The sequence below is a fragment of the Listeria grandensis genome (genome assembly GCF_014322885.1).
Taxonomy (GTDB): domain Bacteria; phylum Bacillota; class Bacilli; order Lactobacillales; family Listeriaceae; genus Listeria_A; species Listeria_A grandensis.
Window position 1 is genome coordinate 241,825 of the sequence record NZ_JAASUG010000002.1, and the last position, 26,204, is coordinate 268,028.

Annotated in this window: 25 protein-coding genes and 1 pseudogene; 2 read left to right on the plus strand and 24 right to left on the minus strand. The window is 43.8% G+C overall.

All coding sequences use genetic code 11. The features are described 5' to 3' along the window. Positions 1–121: 121 nt before the first annotated feature. A complete protein-coding gene (locus tag HCJ54_RS03800) occupies positions 122–829 on the plus strand; it encodes an MBL fold metallo-hydrolase (protein WP_187136695.1) in 708 nt (235 codons plus the stop codon). A gap of 53 nt (positions 830–882) precedes the next feature. Here HCJ54_RS03800 and HCJ54_RS03805 read toward each other — a convergent pair whose 3' ends face one another. From HCJ54_RS03805 to HCJ54_RS03850, 11 genes and pseudogenes are all read right to left on the minus strand, one after another. After that, the gene (locus tag HCJ54_RS03805) at positions 883–1,227 is read right to left on the minus strand and encodes a hypothetical protein (RefSeq protein WP_036064625.1); all 345 of its coding nucleotides are present in this window, start codon (positions 1,225–1,227) and stop codon (positions 883–885) included. Positions 1,228–1,230: 3 nt separating this feature from the next. Beyond that, positions 1,231–1,971, minus strand: coding sequence for a tRNA (guanosine(37)-N1)-methyltransferase TrmD (gene trmD, locus HCJ54_RS03810; protein ID WP_036064623.1), 741 nt, complete (start codon positions 1,969–1,971; stop codon positions 1,231–1,233). After that, a complete protein-coding gene (gene rimM, locus HCJ54_RS03815) occupies positions 1,972–2,490 on the minus strand; it encodes a ribosome maturation factor RimM (RefSeq protein WP_187136696.1) in 519 nt (172 codons plus the stop codon). A 10-nt stretch (positions 2,491–2,500) separates the two neighbouring features. Next, a complete protein-coding gene (locus HCJ54_RS03820; RefSeq protein ID WP_187136697.1) occupies positions 2,501–2,887 on the minus strand; it encodes a YlqD family protein in 387 nt (128 codons plus the stop codon). Between the two features lie 164 nt (positions 2,888–3,051). Beyond that, positions 3,052–3,282, minus strand: a complete 231-nt coding sequence (locus HCJ54_RS03825) for a KH domain-containing protein (protein WP_036064617.1) — start codon at positions 3,280–3,282, stop codon at positions 3,052–3,054. Positions 3,283–3,296: 14 nt separating this feature from the next. Then, entirely contained in the window at positions 3,297–3,569 is a 273-nt protein-coding gene (gene rpsP / locus HCJ54_RS03830; RefSeq protein WP_036062095.1) for a 30S ribosomal protein S16, read from the minus strand. Positions 3,570–3,647: 78 nt separating this feature from the next. Further along, positions 3,648–5,297 (minus strand): poly(glycerol-phosphate) alpha-glucosyltransferase, encoded by a 1,650-nt coding sequence (locus HCJ54_RS03835; RefSeq protein ID WP_187136698.1) that lies wholly within the window; start codon positions 5,295–5,297, stop codon positions 3,648–3,650. A 72-nt stretch (positions 5,298–5,369) separates the two neighbouring features. Further along, positions 5,370–5,591 (minus strand): LPXTG cell wall anchor domain-containing protein, encoded by a 222-nt coding sequence (locus HCJ54_RS15645; protein WP_425324789.1) that lies wholly within the window; start codon positions 5,589–5,591, stop codon positions 5,370–5,372. Between the two features lie 510 nt (positions 5,592–6,101). Continuing rightward, positions 6,102–7,136, minus strand: a pseudogene (locus tag HCJ54_RS15650) (Lmo1799 family Asp-Ala repeat surface protein); the annotation flags it as partial. 568 nt (positions 7,137–7,704) lie between these two features. Next, positions 7,705–9,066: a signal recognition particle protein gene (gene ffh, locus HCJ54_RS03845; RefSeq protein ID WP_187136699.1), complete on the minus strand. Its 1,362-nt coding sequence runs from the start codon at positions 9,064–9,066 to the stop codon at positions 7,705–7,707. A gap of 12 nt (positions 9,067–9,078) precedes the next feature. Continuing rightward, complete coding sequence (locus HCJ54_RS03850) at positions 9,079–9,411, minus strand: putative DNA-binding protein (protein ID WP_185408834.1); 333 nt, start codon at positions 9,409–9,411, stop codon at positions 9,079–9,081. Between the two features lie 245 nt (positions 9,412–9,656). Between HCJ54_RS03850 and HCJ54_RS03855 the strand changes: the two genes are divergently transcribed. Further along, a complete protein-coding gene (locus tag HCJ54_RS03855; protein ID WP_187136700.1) occupies positions 9,657–10,181 on the plus strand; it encodes a dihydrofolate reductase family protein in 525 nt (174 codons plus the stop codon). A 55-nt stretch (positions 10,182–10,236) separates the two neighbouring features. On the opposite strand, the gene ftsY is transcribed toward HCJ54_RS03855, so the two are convergent. The 13 genes from ftsY to HCJ54_RS03920 form a co-directional block, all read right to left on the minus strand. Further along, positions 10,237–11,226: a signal recognition particle-docking protein FtsY gene (ftsY, locus tag HCJ54_RS03860; protein WP_185408836.1), complete on the minus strand. Its 990-nt coding sequence runs from the start codon at positions 11,224–11,226 to the stop codon at positions 10,237–10,239. Positions 11,227–11,241: 15 nt separating this feature from the next. Beyond that, positions 11,242–14,802 carry a chromosome segregation protein SMC gene (gene smc, locus HCJ54_RS03865; RefSeq protein WP_187136701.1) on the minus strand — a complete coding sequence of 1,187 codons (3,561 nt, stop codon included), beginning with the start codon at positions 14,800–14,802 and terminating at the stop codon, positions 11,242–11,244. Between the two features lie 19 nt (positions 14,803–14,821). After that, positions 14,822–15,511, minus strand: coding sequence for a ribonuclease III (rnc, locus tag HCJ54_RS03870; protein WP_185408838.1), 690 nt, complete (start codon positions 15,509–15,511; stop codon positions 14,822–14,824). Between the two features lie 212 nt (positions 15,512–15,723). Next, a complete protein-coding gene (locus HCJ54_RS03875) occupies positions 15,724–15,957 on the minus strand; it encodes an acyl carrier protein (RefSeq protein WP_187136702.1) in 234 nt (77 codons plus the stop codon). Positions 15,958–16,096: 139 nt separating this feature from the next. Further along, positions 16,097–16,840, minus strand: coding sequence for a 3-oxoacyl-[acyl-carrier-protein] reductase (gene fabG / locus HCJ54_RS03880; protein ID WP_036064603.1), 744 nt, complete (start codon positions 16,838–16,840; stop codon positions 16,097–16,099). Continuing rightward, positions 16,840–17,784 (minus strand): ACP S-malonyltransferase, encoded by a 945-nt coding sequence (gene fabD / locus HCJ54_RS03885; protein ID WP_187136703.1) that lies wholly within the window; start codon positions 17,782–17,784, stop codon positions 16,840–16,842. Before fabD ends, fabG begins: the two co-directional genes overlap by 1 nt. After that, positions 17,777–18,814 carry a phosphate acyltransferase PlsX gene (gene plsX / locus HCJ54_RS03890; protein WP_185408841.1) on the minus strand — a complete coding sequence of 346 codons (1,038 nt, stop codon included), beginning with the start codon at positions 18,812–18,814 and terminating at the stop codon, positions 17,777–17,779. The genes fabD and plsX overlap by 8 nt, the downstream gene beginning before the upstream one ends. 6 nt (positions 18,815–18,820) lie before the next feature. Continuing rightward, positions 18,821–19,402, minus strand: a complete 582-nt coding sequence (fapR, locus tag HCJ54_RS03895; protein ID WP_036064600.1) for a transcription factor FapR — start codon at positions 19,400–19,402, stop codon at positions 18,821–18,823. A 119-nt stretch (positions 19,403–19,521) separates the two neighbouring features. Further along, positions 19,522–21,570: an ATP-dependent DNA helicase RecG gene (recG, locus tag HCJ54_RS03900; RefSeq protein WP_187136704.1), complete on the minus strand. Its 2,049-nt coding sequence runs from the start codon at positions 21,568–21,570 to the stop codon at positions 19,522–19,524. Beyond that, positions 21,554–22,453 carry an L-serine ammonia-lyase, iron-sulfur-dependent, subunit alpha gene (gene sdaAA, locus HCJ54_RS03905; RefSeq protein WP_185525449.1) on the minus strand — a complete coding sequence of 300 codons (900 nt, stop codon included), beginning with the start codon at positions 22,451–22,453 and terminating at the stop codon, positions 21,554–21,556. The genes recG and sdaAA overlap by 17 nt, the downstream gene beginning before the upstream one ends. A gap of 548 nt (positions 22,454–23,001) precedes the next feature. Continuing rightward, positions 23,002–23,664 carry an L-serine ammonia-lyase, iron-sulfur-dependent subunit beta gene (sdaAB, locus tag HCJ54_RS03910; RefSeq protein ID WP_185408845.1) on the minus strand — a complete coding sequence of 221 codons (663 nt, stop codon included), beginning with the start codon at positions 23,662–23,664 and terminating at the stop codon, positions 23,002–23,004. 198 nt (positions 23,665–23,862) lie between these two features. Then, a complete protein-coding gene (locus HCJ54_RS03915) occupies positions 23,863–25,521 on the minus strand; it encodes a DAK2 domain-containing protein (protein WP_187136705.1) in 1,659 nt (552 codons plus the stop codon). 16 nt (positions 25,522–25,537) lie between these two features. Then, a complete protein-coding gene (locus HCJ54_RS03920) occupies positions 25,538–25,903 on the minus strand; it encodes an Asp23/Gls24 family envelope stress response protein (RefSeq protein WP_036064591.1) in 366 nt (121 codons plus the stop codon). Positions 25,904–26,204: the final 301 nt, after the last annotated feature.

A 26,204-nucleotide genomic window follows, 5' to 3' on the forward strand; every position in this document is an offset into this window, starting at 1 on the left:
ATCTAATCTATCATATTTTCTATAGTGTGTAAAGGTTTTTTTCTTGATGGCTAAAATATGGTATGATAACCTCTAGAAACGGGTATATATTTCTTACAAGTAGAAAGGAAGTGTTCGATGCATGCGAATCGTCAAACAAAATTTTCTCACCCAGTTAACGACGCTACCGTTGTTATTTCCTGTAAATTGTTATCTCGTTACAGATGGTGATAGCTTAACGCTAGTCGATGCTGGTTTACCAATGAGCAGTAGCAAGATTTTGCAGAATATCGCAGCAATTGGTTTGCCGCTACGCCACATTATTTTAACGCATGCGCATGGCGATCATATCGGCGCACTTAAAAATGTCACGGAGGCGCATCCCGAGGCTCTCGTCATGATTTCTGCACGCGAATTACAGCTTTTGAAAGACCCTACACCTCGCGCTTTTGAGGCGCAAAAACCGATAAAAGGCTCCTACCCAAAAACATTTCCCGTTAAAGTCGATAAAACCATCCAGGAAGGTGATATGGTTGGCTCCTTATCTGTCATTGAGACACCTGGTCACACGCCAGGTTCCATCTCCTTTTTCGATAACCGCACACAAGCGATAATTGTTGGCGATTTACTGCAAACACAAGGCGGACTCGCCATAGCCGGTGACACGCGCCCGCTATTCCCTTTTCCAACGATGGGAACGTGGGATTTAGAAACAGGGATTGCTTCCACCGAAAAAATAATGCGCCATCAACCTAAAATTTTAGCGGTTGGCCACGGAAGAATGATTCCTGAACCGATGCGACTACTCGAAAAGGTAGTAGAACGAGCAAAAAAACGATTGCATTCCTAATAAAAACAACTCGGTAACAAGCATTTGTCGCCGAGTTGTTTTGTTACGCTATTTTAAAATCTCGTTATTTTTGTCATAACAACCGTGCCGTAGCCTACCTGACTTAGCAACAGTTTGCCGTCTTCTTCACGGATAAATTGTTCATCGAAATGGCAGTTCAACACAGCGTCTCCACCAAGTTCGTGTGCCTGTTCCTGCAAACCGCGAACAAGCCCTGAAAAATCAGATGTTGCTGACCAGCCAGCTTTTGGCTCTACTTGCACATAATTACGAACAAAAACCACTTTTACGACATCGTGATTTACAGCTGTTGGGCCAGTTGACACGAGCACCGATTCCACATTGCGATCCAACACATCATCCCGATTCTCATCCGCTTCATTTTTAAAAATTCCCATGTTTTAGTCCACTCCTTTTTGTATCTCATCTAACCATTTTTGCTGTTGCTCCGTCAGCTTATAATTCTGAAGCAAGTCCGGCCTGCGTTCCCATGTGCGGCGCAACGATTCGCGCTCTCGCCATTCTTCAATGAGCTTATGATTCCCATTTAAAAGCACCTCTGGAACTTCCATATCCCGAAACTGCGCTGGGCGTGTGTAGTGTGGATGTTCGAGTAGCCCCGTTGAAAATGAATCTGTTACAGCAGAATCAGCATTACCTAGCGCGCCAGGAAGCAACCGGATAACACTATCCATCATCGCCATTGCCCCAATTTCACCGCCAGTTAATATATAATCCCCAATCGACACCTCATCCGTTACTAAAAATTCGCGAATTCGCTCATCATAGCCTTCGTAATGCCCACAAATAAAGATGAGATGCTCCTCTTGTGCAAATTCTTCCGCAAGTTTCTGATCGAATCGTTTGCCAGCAGGATCCATCAAAACAACCCGTGGTTTCGTATCAGGCGATCTTTCCCGCAATGCCTCTACCGCTGAGAAAATCGGTTGCGCTTTTAATAGCATACCCGCGCCGCCGCCATAGGGATAGTCATCCACGGTTTGATGCTTCCCTTCTGCATATTCCCGAAAGTCGATAATAGAAACATCGACGAGGCCTTTTTCAATCGTTTTTTTTATAATCGAGTTTCCAGTCATACCGTCAAACATCGTTGGAAAAATCGACAAAACATCCATTTTCATCTAGTCAAACAGTCCTTCCATGACAGAAATCGTGATTTTTTTATCGTTTACGTTGACCGATTGCACCACGTCTGCGATATATGGAATAAGCTTGTCTTTTTGCCCCTTCATTTGAACAACCCAGACATCATTTGCGCCTGGCGTCAAGATTTCACTAATAGTTCCGAGTAGCTCTCCTTCGTCGGTATAAACTTCGCAACCAATGATTTCATGAAAATAAAATTCATTTTCTTCGAGGTCACCAAGCTGGGATTTCGGCACCTTGAGCATGCCCTCTCGCATACGCTCTACATTGTTAATACCAATAATATCTTCAAAAGTCAGCAAATCGAAATTTTTGTGCTTCCGATGCGTTTTTATGACTAGTTTCTCCGGTTTTTTGCTATTTTTTGCGAATAAAAACAATTCATTTCCTGGTACAAATCGCTCATCCGCGAAATCTGTCTGCGAGATAACGCGTACTTCTCCCATTAAACCGTGTGTATTGACTATTTTCCCTACATTAAACATTTGCTCCATGCTTTCACCTCTAGCGTATTTCTATTATTATATCATCTTGTATTACGATCGTTTTGGCAAAAATAGTATCATCCCAAGCATCGCCCACTGAAACATCGAGAATAGCTTCTAAGTCACGTTCTTTGATTTCACTCCCCAGCGGCAAAATATCTAGTTGTTCCAATTGAAATTCAATCAATTTGACCTTTTCTTGACGCATTTCAATTTCTCGTCCAAAGTAATCATTCACTGATTCTTGGTTAAATTTATTTTTACGCTCCATTTTCTTTTGTTCAAAATGAAGTTGATCGCTTTCCTTTTGCAGTTGTTGTCGTTGTTCTAAGTAGAATTGTAACAATTTCTGTTTGCTTTTCTCTGTTAGTACCTGCTTGACAGTCACTTTTTGGATAATTTTCATCAGGAACACCCCTTTATCCGTGGCTCGTTTCTTCTATTGTAACAGGGTTTTAGGGGGAACGCTATACGAAAAATGGAACACGCCCGTTAGCATCAACAAAAACTGGGCAAGCATTACTCTAAGAGCCAAAGTAAAAAAACCACCGCACGTTTGACGTGGAGTGGTTATTCAATGATTTCGAGTCGAACTTTCTTCTCGTTACGGTTTCCCGTGGCATAGACAAGCGTCCGAATCGATTTCGCGATCCGTCCTTGCTTGCCTATCACACGGCCCATATCATCTTTATTTACTGATAACTTATAAAGAAGGCTTGTAGCGCTCTCTTCCACCGAGATAACAACGTCATCTTGATGATCAACAAGAGGCTTTACGATGGTTAGAATTAAATCTTCCATAGCCATAATCCCTATTATTTACCTAGTTTTGAATTATGGAATTTCTCCATAATGCCTTCTTTTGACAACAAGTTACGAACTGTGTCAGAAGGTTTCGCACCATTATGCAACCATTTTAAAACTGCTTCTTCGTCGATTTTCACTTCTGCTGGGTTCAAAAGTGGATTGTATGTACCCACTGTTTCGATTGAACGGCCATCACGAGGAGAACGAGAATCTGCAACTTGAATACGGTAGAAAGGTTTCTTGTTAGAACCCATACGTTTTAAACGAATTTTAACTGCCATTTATATATACACCTCCATAAAGTCTTACACAAGTATATATATTACCAGTAAAGGATTTGTTTGTAAAGTGTTTTTTCTTTACAGCTGCATTTTTTCTTTTATTTCTTCGGGAGAATGGGCTGTTATCCTATTTAAATAGCGGCAATAACCTGAAATATTATGTTCGACATCATCAATACGAATCCGAAAAGAATGGTGCCGAATGAAGAAACTATTCACAATTTTAGCAGGGTTTTTATAATACATCGCAAGCTCTGGATAAAACAAACCATTTAATTGGAAGTCTGCACGTTTCTCAATCGTTTTGTCTAGTTTTTCGCGATCAAATTCTTGCAATAGATACCCTTTATCCGCCGCCTCAATGCGTTCACACATATCATGGGTTGCAACGGTTAGCTCAAGGAATGTCGGAAATGCTGTTTCACGATGGTAAATAAAATCCAGTCGGCCAAACGCATTCTTTAAACCAAATTCAAAGTAACGATCTTCCGGCAAATATTTTGTAATTTCGTTCGTACAGTAACTTAACCAATGATCGTGATTTTTCCAATACTCTTTGGCGATGAAGTAGTCGAACGCTTTTTTCGCCATATTTAGCCATGTTGCATCAGGGTCCATGGCGTACAACCTCAAGATCGCTAATACAGCCTCACCGTCGTAGTAAATAATACGGAATGGGTCTTTTACAGCAAGTGTAGGATATTCTAAAACATGGATAAACTGCCCATCCTCTTGCTGTTGATCACAAATCGCACGCGCTAAACTTTGGCAAAGTGGTAAATAGGCCATGTCTTGCGTCACTTGCATATATTTTGAAAATGCCAAAATAGCCGCAGCGTTCGCACCTAATTTTATTTCATTCGTATCTTGTTCGATAACATACGCCCGGTCTCCCTGTTCACGAATCAAGTCAATAGCTAAGAATCGCAATGCTTTTTTCGCAGCTACAAGAATCGCCTCGTCTCTAGACACCTCATAAGATTCTATCATCGAATAGGTAGAGCTCGCGTGGCGCAGACTATTGTAATGCTTAATTTTCTTATCAAAACAAGCAAAATAGCCATAAACAAATTCGCCGTCAGCACCTACTTGATTTGCCAAATAAGCGCCCGCACCATGGATGATTCCCTCAATATCCGTTGAGGTTAACTCGCTTCGTCTCCTACCATTGTTCAAACCCCCGCTATGAAGCTCCAACACAACCTCACCATCAAAATAATAACCAAACGTATCAAAAATAATTAGCTCTGAATTCGCCTCTATTTGAAGTTTCCCATGCACCTTATTGGCTTGAACTAGGTAGCGATTCAAGTTCTCTAAATTAAGCGCCACACCTTCATCTTTCGGCTGTATCATTGCATTTCCATTAACCTCTTGCTCCAGTAAGGCTGTATAGAAACCTTTGTCAAAAGAAATTCCTTTGCGATAATAGTTTTTCCTTGTATGTAAAGCTAATTTATTCCATTCTGAGAAAAGAACTGTTTCGAACTGGTAAGCGACATCAATTTTAAACGCTCTATCTTCCGTTTCATTTTGGAGCTTTTTATGAATTTGTTTAAAAATATAATCAAGCGAAACATGGCTATAATTTAGCACAGTCGCACGCTTCTTTTCAAAACCTAGCGAAAGAAAGACTTTCCATTCTCCTTTCCAATTACTCGTGTTTTCTTGTTTGCCTTTCATTTCCACTTGTGTTTTTATCATTGAAACAGCTTCTAAACTTAGCATTTTCCCCACTCCTTTTTAAATAATGGCCTCTCTACTCCGAAAAAGCAGAGAGGTCATTTTTTATATCCTTAATTATTCTTGTGGTCTTCTACGGAATAGTTTCAGTAAGAATCCTCCAGCAAGTAGTAGTAGACCGCCGCCGAACCATTGCGCAGCTGCGGAGTCTTCATCACCAGTTGAAGGTAGTTCCGATCCTGCGGTCGTGCCACTCATTGTGGTACCCGTTGTAGTCCCCGTTCCACCAGTGCTAATAGGAACAATGACTGAACCAGTGGATGTGGTTCCTGTCCCCATTGTTGTACCCGTTCCTGTTCCAGAGCCTGTTCCACCAGTTCCAGTATTCGTTGGCACTGTAGGATCGTTGTCCCCATCGGAATCCGAGTCGGCATCGGCATCGGCGTCCGAATCAGAATCTGCATCCGAATCAGCGTCGGCATCCGTTTCGTCAATAGCTGGGAGAACCGTAGTAGAAGCAACGGCTCCTATTTTTGTATCCTCACCATGTTGAGCGATTAGATAGGCTGTAATGATATCATCAACAGCTAGCGTATGGCCCGTAATATTAGCAGAATAAGTTCCATCTGCATTTAAAACAATATTTCCAATAATCGTTCCATCCGGCAATTGCAATATCAATTTCAAAGTAGTCCCTGATGGCAATGTTTTAGCAATCGCTTGCGCCCGTTGAACCAAATCACTAACAGGGCTAGCGCTATCATATCCACTATCGCCGCTTATGATAGTATCCCCTACATGGACTGGGTTAAACAAAGGTCTATCAACTGCGAAAGTAATCCAACCACCATCCCCGTCAGAATCGGAATCAGCGTCGGCGTCAGCATCCGCATCAGCGTCAGCATCCGCATCGGCGTCAGCATCAGCGTCGGCATCAGCGTCGGCATCAGCGTCGGCATCAGCATCCGCATCCGCGTCAGCATCCGCATCCGCATCCGCATCAGCGTCAGCATCCGCATCAGCGTCGGCGTCAGCATCCGCATCGGCGTCAGCATCCGCATCAGCTTCCGCCTCCGCATCCGCATCGGCATCCGCATCAGCATCCGCATCCGCATCCGCATCCGCATCCGCATCGGCGTCAGCATCCGCATCCGCATCCGCATCGGCATCGGCATCCGCATCCGCATCGGCGTCAGCATCCGCATCATCATCATCCATCGAAACAATAAACGCCGAAGCAGAATTAGTTCCCAACAAATCAATATCCAATAATCCATCCCCAACACGCGCAAAGAAATCCAAGTCATTGTCATCGATACCAGCTGGTAATGCAACTGTTCCTAAAGCTAACAAATCAATTGTCAGCGTAAACACCGTTGCTCCACCAACCGAAAGACGCAATCCATTAGATATGTCTGCTCCAACCGTCCCACTTGTTGGATTAATTTTCAAAGCACTGCCCGTAACACTTCCCGTATTATGATTTGTCGAAAAACCTTGTAAGTATGGAATACTATAAGCAATTGTGGTGTTAGCCCTTATTGCAGAATTGGATAAAATAGGTTTCAATTCATCTGGCAATTTGAAATATGGATAGTAATGCTTCCCAATCCCTATATTCAACAATTGATTTCCAGTAATCGTTAAAATTAATTTTCCTCCTGAATAACTGGCATTCAAGTTCGCTGAATTCAACAAACTAACAGATGCCGCATCCACCGAAACACCATTTAACTCTAATCCCCGTTCTAGAGCGCTATAATGAATCGATACTGGCGCGGAAACAATCGTCGCCGCCGTAAAAAGAGTCGCTAACATTTTCGCCTTTTGATTATACTTACTACTCATTCTGCGCTTATAATCCACCTGTTGTTTTCCCATTATTATTTCCCCCTCAAGCTTCGGCCTAAACCGAGCTGAATTAATATCAACAAGTTTCGTACCAATCCTAAAGCTAACCCGACACAACCTTTCAATTACTAATATATATAATTTTCTGTTATCACCTACTTTCTTAAAAATAGAAAAACAATAAATTTATTATCCTATTTTTCTATTTTTAAAATAATTACTTTAACCTATATGTTAAAAATAGATTGATATCAAAATATGTAGCAAACAATATATACTACCACTATGACACTTGAAGTTAATATACCCAAGAAAAAATAATTTATACCAAAAAATATAAAGTAAATACATTTTAAAGTATTTCCTAGAAATTTTTATTTATTTAGGCTCTTTCTCCCGCTTTTGAAATGCACTTTAATTAACAATTTCAATAAAAATAATTTGTATGTATTTTAAACACCTTAACCCAACGACTTACTTGTTTTTTATTTTACAAACATTTTTCGCGAAAAACAGGTCTATATAACTGGTAAAATATATCACAATAAAAAAAAGCACAAAAAAACATAGCTTTTCGCTATGTTTTTTTGTGCTTTTTTTATCAAAATGGCATTTTAAAATTGCCAAATCCGCCGCGTTTTTTCTTGCCTTTTCCATTTCCACCGCCGCCGGACATCTGTTTCATCATTTTTTTCATCTCATTAAATTGTTTCAACAGGCGATTTACCTCTTGAATTGGGCGTCCAGATCCTCTAGCAATACGCTTACGACGATTGGCATTAATAATATCTGGATGATCTTTTTCTGCTTTTGTCATGGATTTGATGATCGCTTCGATATGTGTCAGTTGCTTTTCATCCACTTGCATACTATCTAAACCCTTCATTTTGTTAGCACCAGGCATCATTTTTAATAGTTCATCAAGCGGTCCCATTTGGCGTACTTGTTGCAATTGTTCCAAGAAGTCATCAAGCGTCATCGACATGTCTTTTACTTTCTGCTCTAACTCACGCGCCTTATCCTCATCCACAGAAACCTGCGCCTTCTCAATGAGCGATAACACATCTCCCATACCTAAAATACGCGATGCCATCCGGTCTGGGTGGAAACTTTCTAACGCCTCCATTTTCTCGCCCATACCAACAAATTTAATTGGTTTTTGTGTGACAGAACGAATCGAAAGCGCTGCACCACCACGAGTATCCCCATCCAATTTCGTTAGAACGACACCTGTGATATCCAGTTGCGCGTTAAAGCTTTCTGCGACATTCACCGCATCTTGCCCTGTCATCGAATCGACAACGAGTAGAATTTCCGATGGATTAGCTATTTCTTTCACAGCAACAAGCTCATCCATCAGCTCCGTGTCAATATGCAAACGACCTGCCGTATCAATCAAAACATAATCCAGATGATCCTCTTTCGCCTTCGCAATCGCTTGTTTCGCAATCTCAACAGGACTTACTTGATCCCCTAAAGAGAACACTGGCATGTCTAACTGATTACCGAGCGTTTCTAATTGCTTAATTGCAGCCGGTCGATAAATATCTGCCGCAACGAGAAGCGGTTTGCGATTATATTTTTTGCGCAGTAGGTTCGCCAGTTTCCCAGTGGTTGTTGTTTTACCAGCCCCTTGAAGACCTACCATCATGACGACAGTCGGTGGTTTATCGGCAACAGCAATCTTACTTTCCTCGCCACCCATCAATGCTGTCAGTTCTTCTTGTACAATTTTGATAACTTGTTGCCCTGGCGTTAAGCTCTTCATGACCTCACTACCAACAGCACGATCGCTCACCGTTTTAATAAATTGTTTTACGACTTTAAAGTTAACATCGGCTTCTAGTAGCGCTAACCGCACTTCACGCATCATTTCTTTAACATCCGCTTCGTTCACTTTCCCTTTTCCACGGATTTTGTTCATCGTTTCTTGTAATCGGCCAGCTAATCCTTCAAATGCCATACGCGCCGCCTCCTAATCCATATTTTTAAGTTGTTGAAGCAGTCCTGCTACTTCACTGGTTAAAATTTCATTGGCTTGTAGATGCTGCTCCAATTGTTCGATCAGCTCCTCACGCTCCTGATACTTCTTCAAAACGCCAAGCTTGTCCTCGTAATTCTCGAGCACGGCTTCCGTTCGCTTAATATTATCATATACCGCCTGTCTGCTCACCTCGTACTCCTCAGCGATCTCACCAAGCGATAAATCTTCCAAATAGTAAAGCGAAACATAGGACTTCTGCTTCTCCGTTAAGAGCGATTCATAGATGTCAATCAAAAAATTCATTCGCGTTGTTTTCTCAAACATGGTGCATCGTCCTTTCCAAACTTAGCGTTTGTTCATACTCTATAAGAATACGTGTAAAAACAGGTGATGTCAAGCAATCCGAGACGAAAAAAACCGTTCAGATCTCACAAAAATTGTTAGGAAAACGCAGTGAAAACAAAGCATTCTCACAAAACTAAATCCACGCTTCAGGCTCACATAAATAGCCTGTGTACGCCTCACTTGCTATAATAGTCCATATACCAACAAATAAGGAGGAAAAAAACATGAGAAAAGTCGTTTTTTATGGTGCTGTAAGCTTAGATGGTTACCTAGCAGACCAAAATAACAGCCTAACCTGGCTATTTGAAACAGACACCGGTGGAGAAACAACCTACGAAAATTTCATCAAAAGTGTGGACTCCGTCATCATGGGGCGAGTCACATACCAAGAGGTTTTGAAGCTACTAAAAGCCGAACCACTTTACCCAGATCAAGAAGTCTTTGTTTTCACACGGGACCAAAACACAGCATTCAAAGATGTGCAGACCATTCATGAAAATCCCGTAACATTTATCAACGAGTTAAAAGAATCTGCTGGTAAATCCATCTGGATTGTCGGCGGTGGGAATTTACTAAAACCGCTCGTAGAAGCAAATTTGATCGATGAATGGTGGATTCAAATCACGCCTGTCTTACTAGGAAAAGGAAAGCGTTTATTTGAAGAAGGAGACTATTTAGACAGACTCGAACTTGTAGATACAACCTCATTTGGGCAATTCGTCGAGCTGCATTACAAAAAAATGGACTAAACAAGAGACCGCCATATCAAGGTTTATGAAACGCCTTGACATGACGGTTTTTTTCTTATTCTTTTGCTCCATCAATCACATCTGCAAACAAGCCATATACATATTCGTTCGCATCGAAAGCTTGCAAGTCATCCATTTTTTCGCCTAGACCAACAAATTTAACGGGGATGTGGAGCTCGTTACGAATCGCGATCACGATACCACCTTTTGCCGTTCCATCTAGTTTCGTTAAGACAAGGCCGCTCACATCGGTTGCTTCTTTGAATTGCTTCGCTTGAACGAATGCATTTTGCCCTGTTGTCGCGTCCAATACAAGTAAAACTTCATGCGGGGCATCTGGTACTTCACGCGTGATAACTCGCTTCACTTTTTCTAGCTCGTTCATGAGGTTTACTTTATTTTGCAGTCGTCCAGCTGTATCACAAAGCAGTACGTCGACATGACGCGCTTTAGCCGCTTGAACCGCATCGAACATCACAGCCGCGGGATCACTGCCTTCTGCTTGCTTGATGACATCGACACCCACGCGCTCGCCCCAAACATCTAGTTGGTCAATCGCTCCTGCTCGGAATGTATCGCCAGCTGCGAGTAATACGCTCTTCCCTTGCGATTTCAGATGGTGCGCTAATTTTCCGATTGTCGTTGTTTTACCGACGCCATTTACGCCGACGAAAAGGATGACAGTGAGGCCGTCTGCTTGGATATTCAGCTCCGGTAGTTCTTCTTCCTCACCATGATAAATCGCCACTAATTTCTCGACGATTACTTCTTGTACTTCTTTCGGATCTTGAATGTTGCGCAATTTCACTTCTTCGCGTAATTGCTCGACCAGCTCCATCACTGTTTCAAAGCCGACATCCGCCTGAATCAAGATTTCCTCTAACTCTTCGAAAAATTCCTCATCCACTTTACGATATCGCGCCACAAGCTCATTCATTTTCCCGGAGAAATTATCACGGGTTTTGGATAAGCCGTCTTTAAACTTCTCCGTTACGGCATCGGTTTGTTGCGTTAATTTATCTTTTATTTTTTTGAAAAATGTCATCGGGGTTGCAACTCCTTATTTGATTAATTCTGCGGTTTCTTCCAAGCGTACGGAAACAAGCTTGGAGACACCGGATTCTTGCATCGTTACGCCGTATAACACGTCGGCTTCTTCCATCGTGCCTTTGCGGTGGGTAATAACGATAAACTGGATATTCGTTTCAAATTTCTTCAAATAACGACTAAAGCGCGTCACGTTGGCTTCATCAAGCGCGGCCTCAACCTCATCCAAAATACAGAACGGCATTGGACGAACACGAATGATCGCAAACAGTAAGGCAATCGCGGTTAATGCACGTTCCCCACCGGATAGTAAACTCAAGTTTTGCAGTTTTTTACCAGGCGGTTGCGCTTCGATATCAATACCTGTCGTTAAAACTTCGTCTGGATTTTGCAGGATAAGTCGCGCCTGGCCACCGCCAAATAATTCTGGGAAAACGATGGCAAATTCAGTCTGAATCGCCGTGAAGGAAGCCTCAAATCGCTTCTTCATCTCCTCATCCATCTCGTCCATCACTTGGAATAACGTCGATTTTGCTTCCAACAGGTCTTCTTGCTGCCCATTCAAAAATTCGAAACGTTCTTTAATCCGCTCAAATTCATCGATGGCGCCAATGTTTACCACACCTAACTCATCCATGGAGCGTTTTAGCAAACGGACTTTAGATCTCGCATTATCGATATCGACGTCTGCCATCGCGCGCGCTTTTGCAGCTTCAAATGTTAGGACATAAGCTTCTGATAGGCGTTCCAAACGGTTATCTACATCGGCATCCAAACGGCTCAAACTGACTTCTGCCACCGTTTTTTGCTCCATGTAGAAGCTCGCCTGATTGTGTTTTTGTTGGAGAGCTTCTTCTTGTTCTGCCAAGCTTTCTTGAAGTTTGGAGCGCTGTTCACGAAGCTCATCGCGGCGCACCGCTGTCTCTTCCTTTTCAGTCCGCGTATTTTCGATCGTTTCTGCTAGCTCTTCTGTATTTGTATGAACCGTTTCCAGATTCGTTTGTAACATCGCGAGTTTAGAGGTGATCGCCTCTTTTTCTTGGTAATGTTCACTCATGTCTAGCTCAAGCTTCGCCAAGGCCTGTTCTGCGGTTTGGAGTTGCTCCCGACTAACTGCTACACGTGATTTCAGCGTGGAATAAGCTTCTTGGTCGCTGGCACGGTTGTGTTCCTGCGCCTTACTTTGCTCAGCCATTTGTTGAATACGCTCGTCTTTATCGATAATCTCCATCGCGAGCACAGCTAATTCTTGTTCCAATTTCTCTTTCCGAGCTGTCAATTGCTCTTGTTCTGTGGCACCTTCTTCTTTTTCCATATCATAAATTTGGAGTTGTTTATTAGCAAGCGCCAAACGTTCTTCCGCGCGTTCTTTCTTACCAAGAAGTTCTGTTTCTTGCAAACGAAGCGATTCCCCAACAGATCGGGCTTCTTCTAATTGTTCTCGTTTTTCTTTCACGCCCTCTTTTAACACGGTAAATTGTTGCTCTGTTTTTTCGACGGAATGCGTCATCTGCGCGATTGTCTTGCTCAGATTTTCGAGCTCATGTTTTCGCGTCATGATCGATGATTTACCTTGCGCCGTAGCCCCACCAGTCATCGAACCGCCCGCATTCACCACATCACCATCCAGCGTAACGACACGATAGCGGAAATTGACCAGTTTGGCTAGCGTATTCGCGCCTTTTAAATCTTTTGCCAAAATCGTCGTCCCAAGCGCGTTCAAAATAACATTCTCGATATGGGCATCGTATGTCAACACGTCACTTGCTAGCGCCACAAAAGCTGGTTGCTGCTCAAGTGCATGTTTCGTCGCAGTTGGCAATTGACGCGGCTGTATCGTGGAGAGCGGTAAAAATGTTGCTCGTCCAGCTCGTGTCTCTTTCAAATACCGAATCGCATCGCGCGCGGCTTGGTCATCCCGCACAATAATATGCTGCGCGTTCGCACCAAGCGCGATCTCAAGCGCCTTCTGATAGTGCTCCGGAATCTCAACTAACTCCACAAACGCGCCCATTATCCCATCGAGTTTCTTCTTCGCCTTCAAAACTTCGCGGACACCTTGGAAAAATCCGGCATAATCGTCAGCTAATTCAGCCAGTGTTTCCTGACGCGATTTTGCTTGTTGGATCACTTCATATTGTCGATACATCTCGCGTTCTTCTTTCACAAACATCGCTTCTTGTTTCGTTAACACTTGTTGAATCGTCTGGTAATGCGCCATCTGCTCAGCAAGTTTCGTTTGCATATCTTCCAAATGCTTTGTTAAATGCTCTACGTTCGCAATGATCTCATTACGATCCGTGATATGTTGCTGATTCTCATGATCCAACTTCTCTGAACGACCTTGCATCTGCGATAATTGACGCTCCAAATAACCGATATCATTTTTCATCGTCGTTTGCGTGTGGCGCAGCTCGATATAATCGCTCTTCATGTTTTCAATCGCTTCTTCGGACAAATTACTATACTCTGCAAGCTTAGCCTCAAGTGCCTTCTTTTCTTTGAGGAACACTTCAAGTGCTGTTTCCTTTTCGAGTTTATCCTGCAAAAGCACTCTTTTTTGAGATTCCTGAGCGCTGATTTTAGTCTCCAATTGTTGTAGGTTTTCATACATCACTTGCTCATTCTCGTTGCTATGCTTTTTCCGTTCTAGCGCGACGTTTCGCTGACCTTCTAACTGTTCCAATCGCTCCGTTACGACTAGGAGTTCCGCTTGCGTCTCCTCCATGTGCTGATCGATCTCAGCCAGTCGCTTTTTTTGCGTATAGATTTGCGTTTCTTCCTGCTTAATTTCTGCCTGCATCGCTGCTAAAATTTCACCATTCTTCACAAAATCAGCTTTTTGAATCGCGATTTTTTCTGTGAAGGCTTCAATTTCTGCCACGAGCAAGGTCACTTCAAACTTCTCTAACTCTTCCTGTTGGAATAAATAGTCTTTCGCTACACTCGCCTGAATTTCTAATGGCTCCAATTGCCCTTCTAATTCGTATAAAATATCCTGCACACGGTTCAAATTCTCTTCCGTTTCGAAAAGCTTGTTTTCCGCCTGCTTCTTGCGGTGTTTATATTTCAACACGCCCGCCGCTTCTTCAAAAATCGACCGCCGTTCCTCTGGCTTACTATTTAGAATTTCATCAATTTTCCCTTGACTAATAATCGAAAACGACTCGCGACCGAGCCCTGAATCCATAAACAAATCTACAATATCTTTTAGGCGACACGATTGTTTGTTGATTAAATAATCACTATCCCCGTTACGAAAAATCCGTCTTGTTACCGATACTTCACTATAATCGAGCGGTAAAAACCGATCTTCGTTCTCAAAAACAAGAGAAACTTCCGCAAAATTAATCGGTTTACGCGTATCACTTCCTGCAAAAATAACATCACCCATCCGACCACCGCGAAGGCTTTTGGCAGACTGCTCACCAAGTACCCAGCGAATCGCCTCGGTAATATTACTTTTCCCACTCCCATTTGGCCCTACAATTGCCGTAGTGCCCGGCACAAAATCAATTACCATCTTGTCAGCAAATGATTTGAAACCATTCATTTCCAGTCGTTTTAATAACATGTCCGGACTCCTTTACCGCTTAGTTTTGACGCAACGCTTGAATGGCATTTTGGGCCGCCTTTTGTTCCGCTTGCTTCTTCGTTTTTCCAGTACCCGCGCCGCGTTTCTCGTGATTGATTGCCACAATGGCTTCGAATGCCTTGCTGTGGGCTGGGCCTTTTTCATCTAGAATAGTATACGTGATAACGACATCACGATCTTTTTGCACAATTTCTTGTAATTGCGTTTTGTAGTCGACGGTTTGCTCAAAATAGCCCGCATCGATCTTAGGAAAGACAACGCGTTCTAGGAATCGGACTACTTTATCAAGCCCTTGATCAAGAAACAGCGCGCCAATAAATGATTCAAAGACATCCGCAAGCAGCGCCGGACGTGTTCTACCACCCGCACGTTCCTCACCACGCCCAAGTCTGACATACCGCGAGAAATTCACCATCTCTGCAAAACTGACGAGTGACGGCTCACAGACGATAGCTGCGCGCATTTTTGTCATTTGTCCTTCCGCCATATCTGGAAATTTCTTAAATAGGTAATGCGATACTGTTACTTCAAGCACCGCGTCACCTAAAAATTCGAGCCGTTCGTTGTCCTCGATTTTTTCCTTGCGATGCTCGTTCACGTAAGACGAGTGTGTAAAAGCTGTTTTTAAGAGCGCCAGATCTGTGAATGTGAAGCCGACGCTTTCCTGTAATTCTTCCCAAATATTCATCTGTAAAGCCTCCATTTTCGTATTTAGAAGCCACACTATAGCTTTATTTTCTAAACAACTCCTAGAATAAGAGAAGTCTGCTTAGAAAATAAACTTTAATGTGGAAAAAGAGGATGCCAAGAAACAGCAACAGAATTTTTAACCGGAATACCCGTCTAAAACAGTCTGTGCTACCTAGACACCCTCGTTCATTTGATTAAAACAGGTCGGATTTATGCATTGCCCTCTATGTACTTCACTGCATCCCCAACTGTTCCGATATTTGCTGCATCATCATCAGAAATTTCTACGCTAAATTCATCTTCAAGTTCCATAACCAATTCAACAACGTCTAGTGAATCTGCACCTAGATCGTCTTTGAAGGAAGCTTCTAAAGTCACTTTAGATTCCTCGACGCCTAAACGATCGACGATAATCTTAGTTACTTTCTCTAATACTTCTGCCATTGTTTACTTCACCTCCCTCCAAGTATTATATAGGATTTCTTCGTATTCGTAAACTATTAATTAAAAAAAGCCTACAAACCGAGCAAAAATCAGGAGTCACTCACCACATTTCCAAGCGAAACCTGTGACTTTCTGAAAACTACATGGTCATGCCGCCGTCAACCGCAATTGTCTGTCCAGTCATATAACTCGAAACATCACTCGCTAAGAACAAGACTGCATTAGCAACATCTTCCACCGATCCGTATTTGCCAAGTGGAATTTGTGCTAGCATCGCCGTTTTTGTGGCTTCGTCCAGTTCATCCGTCATCTCCGTTGCAATAAAACCTGGAGCCACTGCATTGACGTTAATACCACGTGATGCTAGTTCTCGCGCTGTTGTTTTTGTAAGACCGATGACACCTGCTTTACTTGCTACGTAGTTTGCTTGACCAGCATTTCCAATTAAACCGACGACAGATGTAATATTGATAATTTTACCATAGCGCTGTTTCATCATGGTTCTTGAAACGGCTTTCGTACAAAGGAACACACCTTTAAGATTCGTGTCGATCACCGCGTCCCATTCGTCCACTTTCATGCGCATCAATAGGTTATCACGCGTTATTCCCGCGTTATTCACTAAAATATCGATACGTCCATATTTCTCAACGGCTTCTTTGAAAAGTGCTTGTACGTCGTCTTCTACCGCTACGTTGGCTTTCATCGCGGCTGCTTCTCCACCGGCTGCTGTAATCTCATTCACGATTGCCTCTGCTGCTTCTTGGGAACCATTAAAATTAAAAAATACTTTTGCACCTTGTTTGGCAAGTGTCATCACGATTTCACGGCCGATACCGCGTGATCCACCTGTAACAAGCGCTACTTTATCTGTTAAAATCATTATTTTGCCTCCTTCAATGCCGTCGCAACTTCTTGTACAGAGGCTACGTCGCCTGCTGCTAAAATCGTCACGTCACGATTAATTTTCTTGATTAAACCAGAAAGTACTTTACCTGATCCGATCTCAACAAAGGTATCTACACCTTGCGCTACTAGATTCGTAATGATATCTTCCCACAAAACAGGCGCATAAATCTGTTTGACAAGTTTTTCAGGGATTTCATTTTTATCTGTCGTTGCTTTTGCATCTACGTTATTGACGACTGGTACGGCGCCATCTTGGAACGTCACTTGCTCAAGTTCCGCTTGGAATTGTTCAGCTGCCGGCATCATTAATTTAGAGTGGAAGGGTCCGCTCACAGCAAGTGGCATCACGCGTTTAGCGCCTGCTTCTTTTGCATTTGCACCCGCTTTTTCAACACCTGCAACCGTTCCTGAAATAACGATTTGACCTGGGCAATTAAGGTTCGCTAGCTGCACATCATCACCTGCTGCTGTCACAGCATCTGTAATCGCGCCTAATGCATCGCGATCTAAGCCTAGTACGGCTGCCATTGCGCCTTGACCATTTGGTACGGCTGCTTCCATCAATTTACCGCGACGGTGCACTAAATAAATCGCGTCTTCTGCTGTTAAAAAACCACCTGCAACCAGCGCGCTATATTCACCTAGACTATGGCCTGCAACAAAATCAGCCTTCACACCGTATGTCTCCAAAGCTCGTAAAATCGCCACGCTCGTTGAAACAAGCGCCGGTTGGGCGTTCTCTGATTTGGTTAGAAGCTCCATCGGGCCATCTTTGATCACATCCGTAAGGGCATAGCCTAACTTGGAATCCGCCGCTGTATAGACCGCTTGTGCTTCTTTATATTCTGCTGCAACATCTTGTCCCATCCCCATTTTTTGCGATCCTTGACCTGGGAAAACGAATGCTATTTTACTCATCTTTTGTGCCTCCTTGATTTGCTTTTTCTTGTTCAGCTTTTAAGTGGCCGCTTGCGACTTCCGTTTTTATAGTCTCTACCACTTGTTTTTGGACCATTTCACGTGCTTGACGAACGGTAGAAAAAATCGCCTGTGCGTTAGACGAACCGTGTGCTTTAATGACTGGCGCTTGAACGCCGAATAGGCATGCGCCGCCATATTCGCTGTAATCCATTTTCGCTTTTAGTTCCATCAAATCTTTTTTCAAGAAGGATGCCGCGATTTTATTTTTAAGACCGTTCATCAGGCTCATTTTCATCAGGCTAAAGAAGGCTCCGGCTGTTCCTTCGATCGATTTTAAAACCATGTTTCCTGTAAAACCGTCTGTTACGATAACGTCTGCCACGTCCATCATCACATCGCGAGCTTCAACATTGCCGATGAAATTATAAGAGGTCTGGTTCTTCATGAGTGCAAAAGCGCGCTTCGTCACGTCATTTCCTTTTGTTTCCTCGGTTCCGATGTTTAATAAAGCAACACGTGGACGTTCAATTTTCCGAACTTTTTCGGCGTAAACAGAGCCCATTAAACCAAATTGTAAAAGATGTTCGGGTTTGGCGTCAGAGTTTGCACCTAGATCAAGCATCACAAAGCCTTTTCCAGTTACGGTTGGCAGTGTTGGTGCTAGCGCTGGGCGATCAATGCCTTTAATACGGCCAACCACGAAAAGCCCTGTAGCCATGAGAGCACCAGTATTCCCCGCAGAAATGCAGGCATCTGCTTCGCCATCTTTTACTGCTTGTGCGGCTAACACCATCGAAGCTCTTTTTTTTCGTTTGACGGCACGAACTGGTTCATCATCGCTTTCGATTTTTTCGTCCGTATGTATAATTTGAATGCGCGTTTTATCTGCCAAATATTCATTTATTTTCACTTCATCACCAAAAAGTAGGAACTCGACATCTTTATATTGTGCTGCTGCTTTCATGACGCCTAGTACAATTTCTTTGGGCGCATTATCGCCACCCATTGCATCAATTGCAATTTTCATTTCACTTCAGTCCTTTTTACTTTTTTCCGTCGCGTGGTACATCTCGAATTTTCCTTTTAATACCACTTCATCGCCGACGTAGCTTAATACATCCACAATCGTAATCGATCTGCTGTCCCGTTCATTTCTTACTTTCGCTTTTGCTACGACACGCTCGCCTTCTTTCACAGAATGAATAAAGCGCACAGTGGCCTGCGTTGTTAAAGCAAGATCATTCGGAATAATAGCTGTTGCCAGGGAATTCGCTTGTGCAAAGAGATGATGTCCGCGTGCAATTTTATTTCGTTTAAAAACATGTTCTGGCCCCACTTCAAAAATGGAAATGGCTCCTTTATTTAATTCGATATCAATGATTTCACCAATAACTTCTTCGATTGGAAGGGAGCGAACGGCATCTGCGTAATTTTCAGAGGCCACATGTTTAATTCGTTCGCGAAGCTCTGGAATCGCGAGCGCAACTCGATCTAATCGAACTGTCTGTACACTGACTTGAAACTTTTCGGCCAATTGTTCGTCCGTAATGAACGGATTTTCTTCAATCGCTTGAACCAGCCGCGTTTGCCTTTCTTTTTTTGGATATTTTTTCATCCCAATTCCTCTCTCTTTTCACGCTTCTTATTTTAAAACTTTAATACCAGATACTAAGAGTAATATATAAAAAATGCTTCCAATATGCAAGCTTTAAGGCTTTCATGGTCTGTTGGAACTCAGTCTAATTTCTGTTCACTAAAGACACCATTGGCCTCGAAAAAGCCTCGTAACGGGGCATATTCTGCTGCCTCTAAAAACTTATCATGATAAATTATTTCGACGGCATCTTGGCGGGCAATTTCTAAAACACGATAGTCATGAACCATATCGGCGACTTTAAATTCTGGAATGCCGCTTTGCTTTTTACCGAAGAAGTCACCGGGGCCGCGAAGTTCTAAATCGCGTTCGCTGACAACAAAGCCATCGTTGGTTTCCGTCATGATGGTCATTCGTTCTTTGCCGACTTCCGTTTTCGGATCAGCGATAAGAACACAGTAGGATTGCTCTGCGCCACGACCAACACGCCCGCGCAATTGATGGAGCTGGGCAAGCCCGAATCGATCAGCATCATAGATGACCATCATCGTCGCGTTCGGTACATTAACGCCAACTTCGACAACAGTGGTGGACACAAGGCAATCAATTTTATGATCATTAAAATCACGCATAATCTGATCTTTATCCGCCGGTAAAAGTTTACCATGCATCAAGCCAGCAGAATGCCTCCCTTGCCACTTGCCATTCAAAATATTATACACATCAATCGCATTTTGAACGTCTAGCTTTTCCGATTCTTCGATGAGTGGGCAAATGACGTAAGCTTGCCGTCCTTTGGTGATTTCTTGTTCGATAAAACCGATGACGCGCTCAAGCATTTGATGTTTCACCCAATAGGTCTCAATTTGCTTCCGACCTGCTGGCAATTCGTCGATGACGGAAACGTCCATTTCGCCAAAAGCCGTGATGGCAAGCGTCCGCGGTATTGGTGTCGCTGTCATGAAGAGCACGTCAGGAAACGCACCTTTTTCGCGCAATACCCGTCGTTGTTCGACACCGAATCGATGTTGCTCATCCGTGATAACGAGTCCTAATTTTTGAAAGATGACTTCTTCTTGAATGAGTGCATGCGTCCCAACGAGTACATCGATCTGTCCAGCCTCAAGTAGCGCCAACATTTCACGACGACGCTTGCCTTTGACGCTACTTGTGAGGAGTCCAACGGTGACATCAAAGGGTTGCAACAAGTCGACCAATGAATTGGCATGCTGTTCGGCTAGTATCTCTGTCGGTACCATCAAAGCTCCTTGGAAACCACTTTTTGCCGCGGCATATAGGGCAATGGAAGCCACGACGGTTTTCCCAGACCCAACATCGCCCTGTAGTAAACGGTTCATATGGAAGTGCGATTTCATGTCTCCGCATATCTCATTCACGACACGCTTTTGCGCATCCGTTAGTGGAAATGGCAAGCGCTCAATATAATGACGCAATGCCTTCACGTCATAGTCAATCGAGACGCCGCCCGACCGCTCTCGTTCAATTTTGCGGAATAGCTGCATCTTTAATTGGAACAGCAGGAATTCTTCGTACACCATCCGTCGCCGCGCTTGTTTCAATTCTTCCGGACCTTTCGGAAAATGCAAGAATTGGACGGCTTCTGGCCGCGAAATAAGCTGATATTTTTGTAGCCATTTTTCAGGTAAAATTTCGACAACCTCTTGTCCATATACCTCAAATGCTGCCATCGTGAACTTTAGTAATGTCTTGTTACGAATCGTGCCCTTCAATCGGTACACGCCTTCTAGTGCCTCCTCGGATGTTTGGTGTCCTTTTTTATATTTACTTGCCGTTATTTGCGCGCGTCCTTTGTCCCATTTACCAGAAATCGTGACCTCGTCCCCAATCGTTAGCTTTCCTTTTATGTACGGCTGATTGAAAAAATCGATTTTAACGACTTGATGGCCTGACGCAACGCGAAAAGACAGCTTCGATTTTTTCCGTCCATAGTAGGCGAGAGTAGGTTCGGTCAAGACTTCTCCTTGCACCGTCACCCGCTCTTCATGCGCCACCTCGGACAAATCCCGCAACCGATAATCTTCATACCGATACGGAAAATTGAAAAGTAAATCTGCTACTGTCTCAATATCTAATTCTTTTAACGTTTTCGCTGTCTCAGCGCCGACACCTTTCACGTCTGTCACTGGAATATCATTCAGATTCTTCACGTTCCTCTTGCGGCGACAAACCAAAGATCTTTCTTTGTACTGCCCTACCAGTAGGTGTTGCCGCTAGACCTCCTTCACCAGTTTCACGCAATGAACTCGGCATTTGTAACCCCACTCGGTACATTGCCTCAATCACTTCATCACATGGAATTCTACTCTTAATGCCGGCTAATGCCATGTCCGCTGAAATCATCGCCTGCGAAGCTCCTAGCGCGTTACGTTTCACGCATGGTACTTCCACAAGTCCTGCTACAGGATCACACACGAGTCCAAGCATATTTTTCATCGTCATCGCCATTGCTTCCGCGGATTGTTCCGGTGTCCCGCCGGCCGCCTCCACGATAGCTGCTGAGGCCATCGCGCTTGCTGAGCCGATTTCCGCTTGGCAACCACCCGCCGCGCCAGAAATAAAGGCTTTATTGGCCACAACGAAACCGAAAGCTCCAGCTGTAAATAGGAAGCGTAACATATCATCACGTGTCATGCTAAGGCGATCTTTCACTGCATACAGCACACCAGGAACGACACCGGCGCTCCCCGCAGTTGGCGTTGCGCAAATAACTCCCATCGCCGCGTTGACCTCGTTCGTCGCAATCGCTTTAGCAACAGCATCCAAAATTGTTTCACCAGATAGCATATTTCCTTTTGCAATGTATTCGCGCATCAGAACCGCATCACCACCCGTTAATCCAGTCGTTGATTCCACGCCTTCTTCCCCGCGAGCAATCGCCTCTTCCATCACCGTCAAATTCCGGTCCATCACTTCTAAAATCGTTTCGCGCGTGTTATTCGTAACATTCATTTCACGCTCAATCATGATTTCAGAAATTCGTTTATTTTCGCGATTTGCGATATCCACCAGCTCTGCAACTGTATGAAACATAGTATAACCTCCTATTTGTTGTGGCTCTTACGAAGCGTACTCTGCTAAGTTAGAGCCTCAATATGCATGGGAACGTAGTGAGCATGTAATCCATGTGCTGCATCGTGTCCTGTGCCTTCGGATCCAGCTTCAGAAGCCAACCCCTCGAAACTTTCACACCCTCCAAGTTTTTTCGGGGCTAAACGGGCTTCCTCAGCTTTGTTGTGGCTCTTACGAAGCGTATTCTGCTAAGTTAGAGCCTCAATGCATGGGAACGTAGTGAGCATGTAATCCATGTGCTGCATCGTGCCCCGCGCCTTCGGATCCAGCTTCAGAAGCCAGCTCCTCGAAACTTTCTCGCCCTCCACAAAAACCAAGATCGGGTTTTCATTGCGGCCGCTCCAAGTTTTTTCGGGGCTAAACGGGCTTCCTCAGCTTTTCATTTGATCCAGCTTCAACGGCCAACTCCTCGAAAACTTCACGCCCTCCATAAAAAGCAAGATCGGCTTTTTACTGCGGACGCTCCAGTTTTTTTCGGAGCTGAACGGGCCGTTTCAGCTTTTCGTTTTTCATAATACAAAACTGGCCACCTGGTAAATATCCGGCAACTGCTTAATTTCGTCTAGCACAACTTGTTCGACAAGCTGATCGACCTCGAGCACCATCAAAGCTTCGTCACCTTTTACTTTTCGAGATACTTTCATTTGTCCAATATTAATTTCGTGCTTTGCAAAAATTCCTGACACAGCTGCAATCGCACCAAACTGATCTTTATGTAATACTAAAACAGCAGGCGACATACCGGTAAACTCTAGTTCAAACTCATTCAAACGTACAATTTCCACCTTGCCACCACCGATAGAAGCGCCGACTAAAGTTGTTTGTTGCATCCCATTTTTGAGCACTAATTTTACAGTATTGGGGTGAGCCGCTTCCTCAAGCTCCTCGATAAAATTAATATGCATGCCCCACTCATTGGCGAGCTTGATCGCGTCTGGCATCCGTTCATCGTCTGTTTCAAAGCCGAGCAAGCCGCCGATTAAAGCGACGTCCGTCCCATGCCCCTTATACGTCTTCGCAAAAGAACCATACAAATGAATATCCACCTGCATTGGCATTTCATTAAACACACTTCGCGCAACAGCACCAATCCGACAAGCCCCGGCCGTATGCGAACTCGAAGGTCCAACCATCACCGGTCCAATAATATCAAACACACTATTAAATTTCATCTCACTTCACCCCTTCATGTTTTTTATAAAACAAGGTACCACCTACGAACAAAGCCGAAGACCGCCAAACCTCAGCGGCGCGGCAAATGTTCATATCCTAGGCAAAGCCGAGCACCGAAGCGGAGCGTACGACTGTACGTGAGCATCGGAGCACAGGCTTTAACGACGGAGATGGACGTTTGCCGTGCCGCTGAATGACTACTCGACGGAGAAGATGTATGGATATACCGGCTGCCCACCCGAATGAATCTCAAACTCAATTTCTGGAAAATCGTTTGACACTTGCTCGGCAATGTTCTCAGCATCTATTTCCGTCACGTCTTCCCCGTATAGCAACGTCACAATTTCGCTATATTCATCCACCATTTCCTTCAGTGTCGCAATCGTCGCCGTAGCTAAACTTGGATGGCTCACTTTGATATCGCCTTCTACCATCCCGATGTACTCATCTTTCTTAATTGTCACACCATCAACGGTTGTATCGCGAACTGCTGTTGTCACTTGACCACTCGCGATATCTTGAATCGCCGCAGTCATTTCATTCGCATTATGTTCAAAACTAACCTCCGCTTGGAATACAAGTAATGCTGCCATACCTTGAGGAATCGTCTTCGTCGGAATAATTTTGACCTTATCTTCTCCTAAAATAAGTGCGGCTTGATCGGCGGCCATTTGAATGTTTTTGTTATTTGGCAAAACAAAGACTTGCTCGGCGTTCGCTGATTCGATTGCTTTCACAATATCTTCCGTACTTGGGTTCATCGTTTGACCGCCAGAAAGTACGACGGTTGCGCCAACACTTTCAAATAAACGTTTAATCCCTTCACCAACAGAAACCGTTACGATGCCGTATGCTGCTTTTTCGGAAGCTTCCGGAGCTTTGTCCTTCAATACTTCCCGATGTTGTTCACGCATATTCTCGACTTTCATTTTGATGAGGCTTCCGTACTGTTGGCCGTAATTAAATACGTCTCCAGGATGTTCTGTATGGACGTGAACTTTGGCAACTTCCTCATCCGCCACGACAAGCAAGGAATCACCCATTTCGGCAAGGTCATCGCGAAACTTCTCTTCATTAAATTTCTTTTGACCTGGTTTGTTTTCGTTGATTTGTACCATTATTTCTGTGCAATAACCAAATACGATTTCCTCGGTCGACATAACATCTTGCACATGGCGGTGGTGCTCTGCGTTAATGAGCTCGCCCATGGAAGCCGTGTAATTCGTGATCCCATCTTCATTACCAGTAAGCGCTGCATAAAATCCTTCGTAAATGATAATAAGTCCTTGTCCGCCACTGTCCACGACGCCAACTTCTTTCAAAACTGGTAACATTTCTTGGGTTTTTGCAAGCACAATTTTACCTTTTTCAAGGATTTGTTGCATCACAAATTCGATATCGTCGGATTCGTTTGCAGCTACCACACCTGCTTTTGCGGCTTCACGGGCAACGGTAAGAATCGTCCCCTCCACCGGTTTCATCACTGCTTTGTAAGCTGTTTCCACGCCAGCTGTGAATGCTGCGGCTAACTCTTTTGTATTTAATTCTGTTTTTCCCTCGATTGCTTTGGAAAAACCACGGAAAAGTTGGGATAAAATAACCCCAGAATTACCGCGCGCTCCCATGAGTAAACCTTTAGCAAGACTTGTTCCTACCGCACCCACTGTGCTCAAGCTATTGCGACCAACTTCTTGCGCGCCGCTAGTCATGGATAAATTCATATTGGTTCCTGTATCGCCGTCCGGTACGGGGAAGACGTTTAACGAATCGACAAAATCCGCATTTTTTGCTAAGTTCTCTGCTCCAGCTGCGATCATTGCCGCTAGCTTTTCTCCATTCAATTGATACATACTCACGATTACGTATCCTCCCTTATGCTTCGTTCGTCACACGGACACCCTGGACATAGATATTCACAGAATCTACTGTGATGCCCAACGTTTTTTCTAACGTATATTTCACGCGCTCCTGTACGTTGTGAGCGACCTCAGAAATTTTAGTACCAAAACCGACGATAATATACATATCAATGTTTAAACCGTCATCTTCTTGACGAACAATGACACCTTTCGTGTAGTTCTCACGGCGCAATATATCCGTCAGGCCATCGCGTATTTGATGCTGACTGGCCATCCCTACAATGCCGAAATTCTCCTCTGCTGCCCCACCAGCAAGCGTTGCAATCACTTCTGTAGTGATATCAATTTTGCCGAGCTTTGTTTCCATTTCAATTGTCATCTTTATGTTCCTCCTTAGGTTAAGTAAGGTTTTCAGAAGAAGCCGACGCTTCATGCCAGCTCCCTAAGTATCTTTCATAAAAATTATTCTAACATCGCTGTTCTTCTCTATTCTACTATATTAAAGGAGGGTTGGGAAGGAGTTTGTTGCTAAGGCTTTTAGGAAGGGTAATTTAGTTCCTCACGAGTGCGAAAAGAGGGAGTATTTGTTCCTTTTCTGTCGAGGCTAACGGGCTGTTTCAGCTTTTCGGTCTGTCAAGTAAAAAATCTTTGCAGGTTTTTCGCTTAAGAGGTTGCAATTG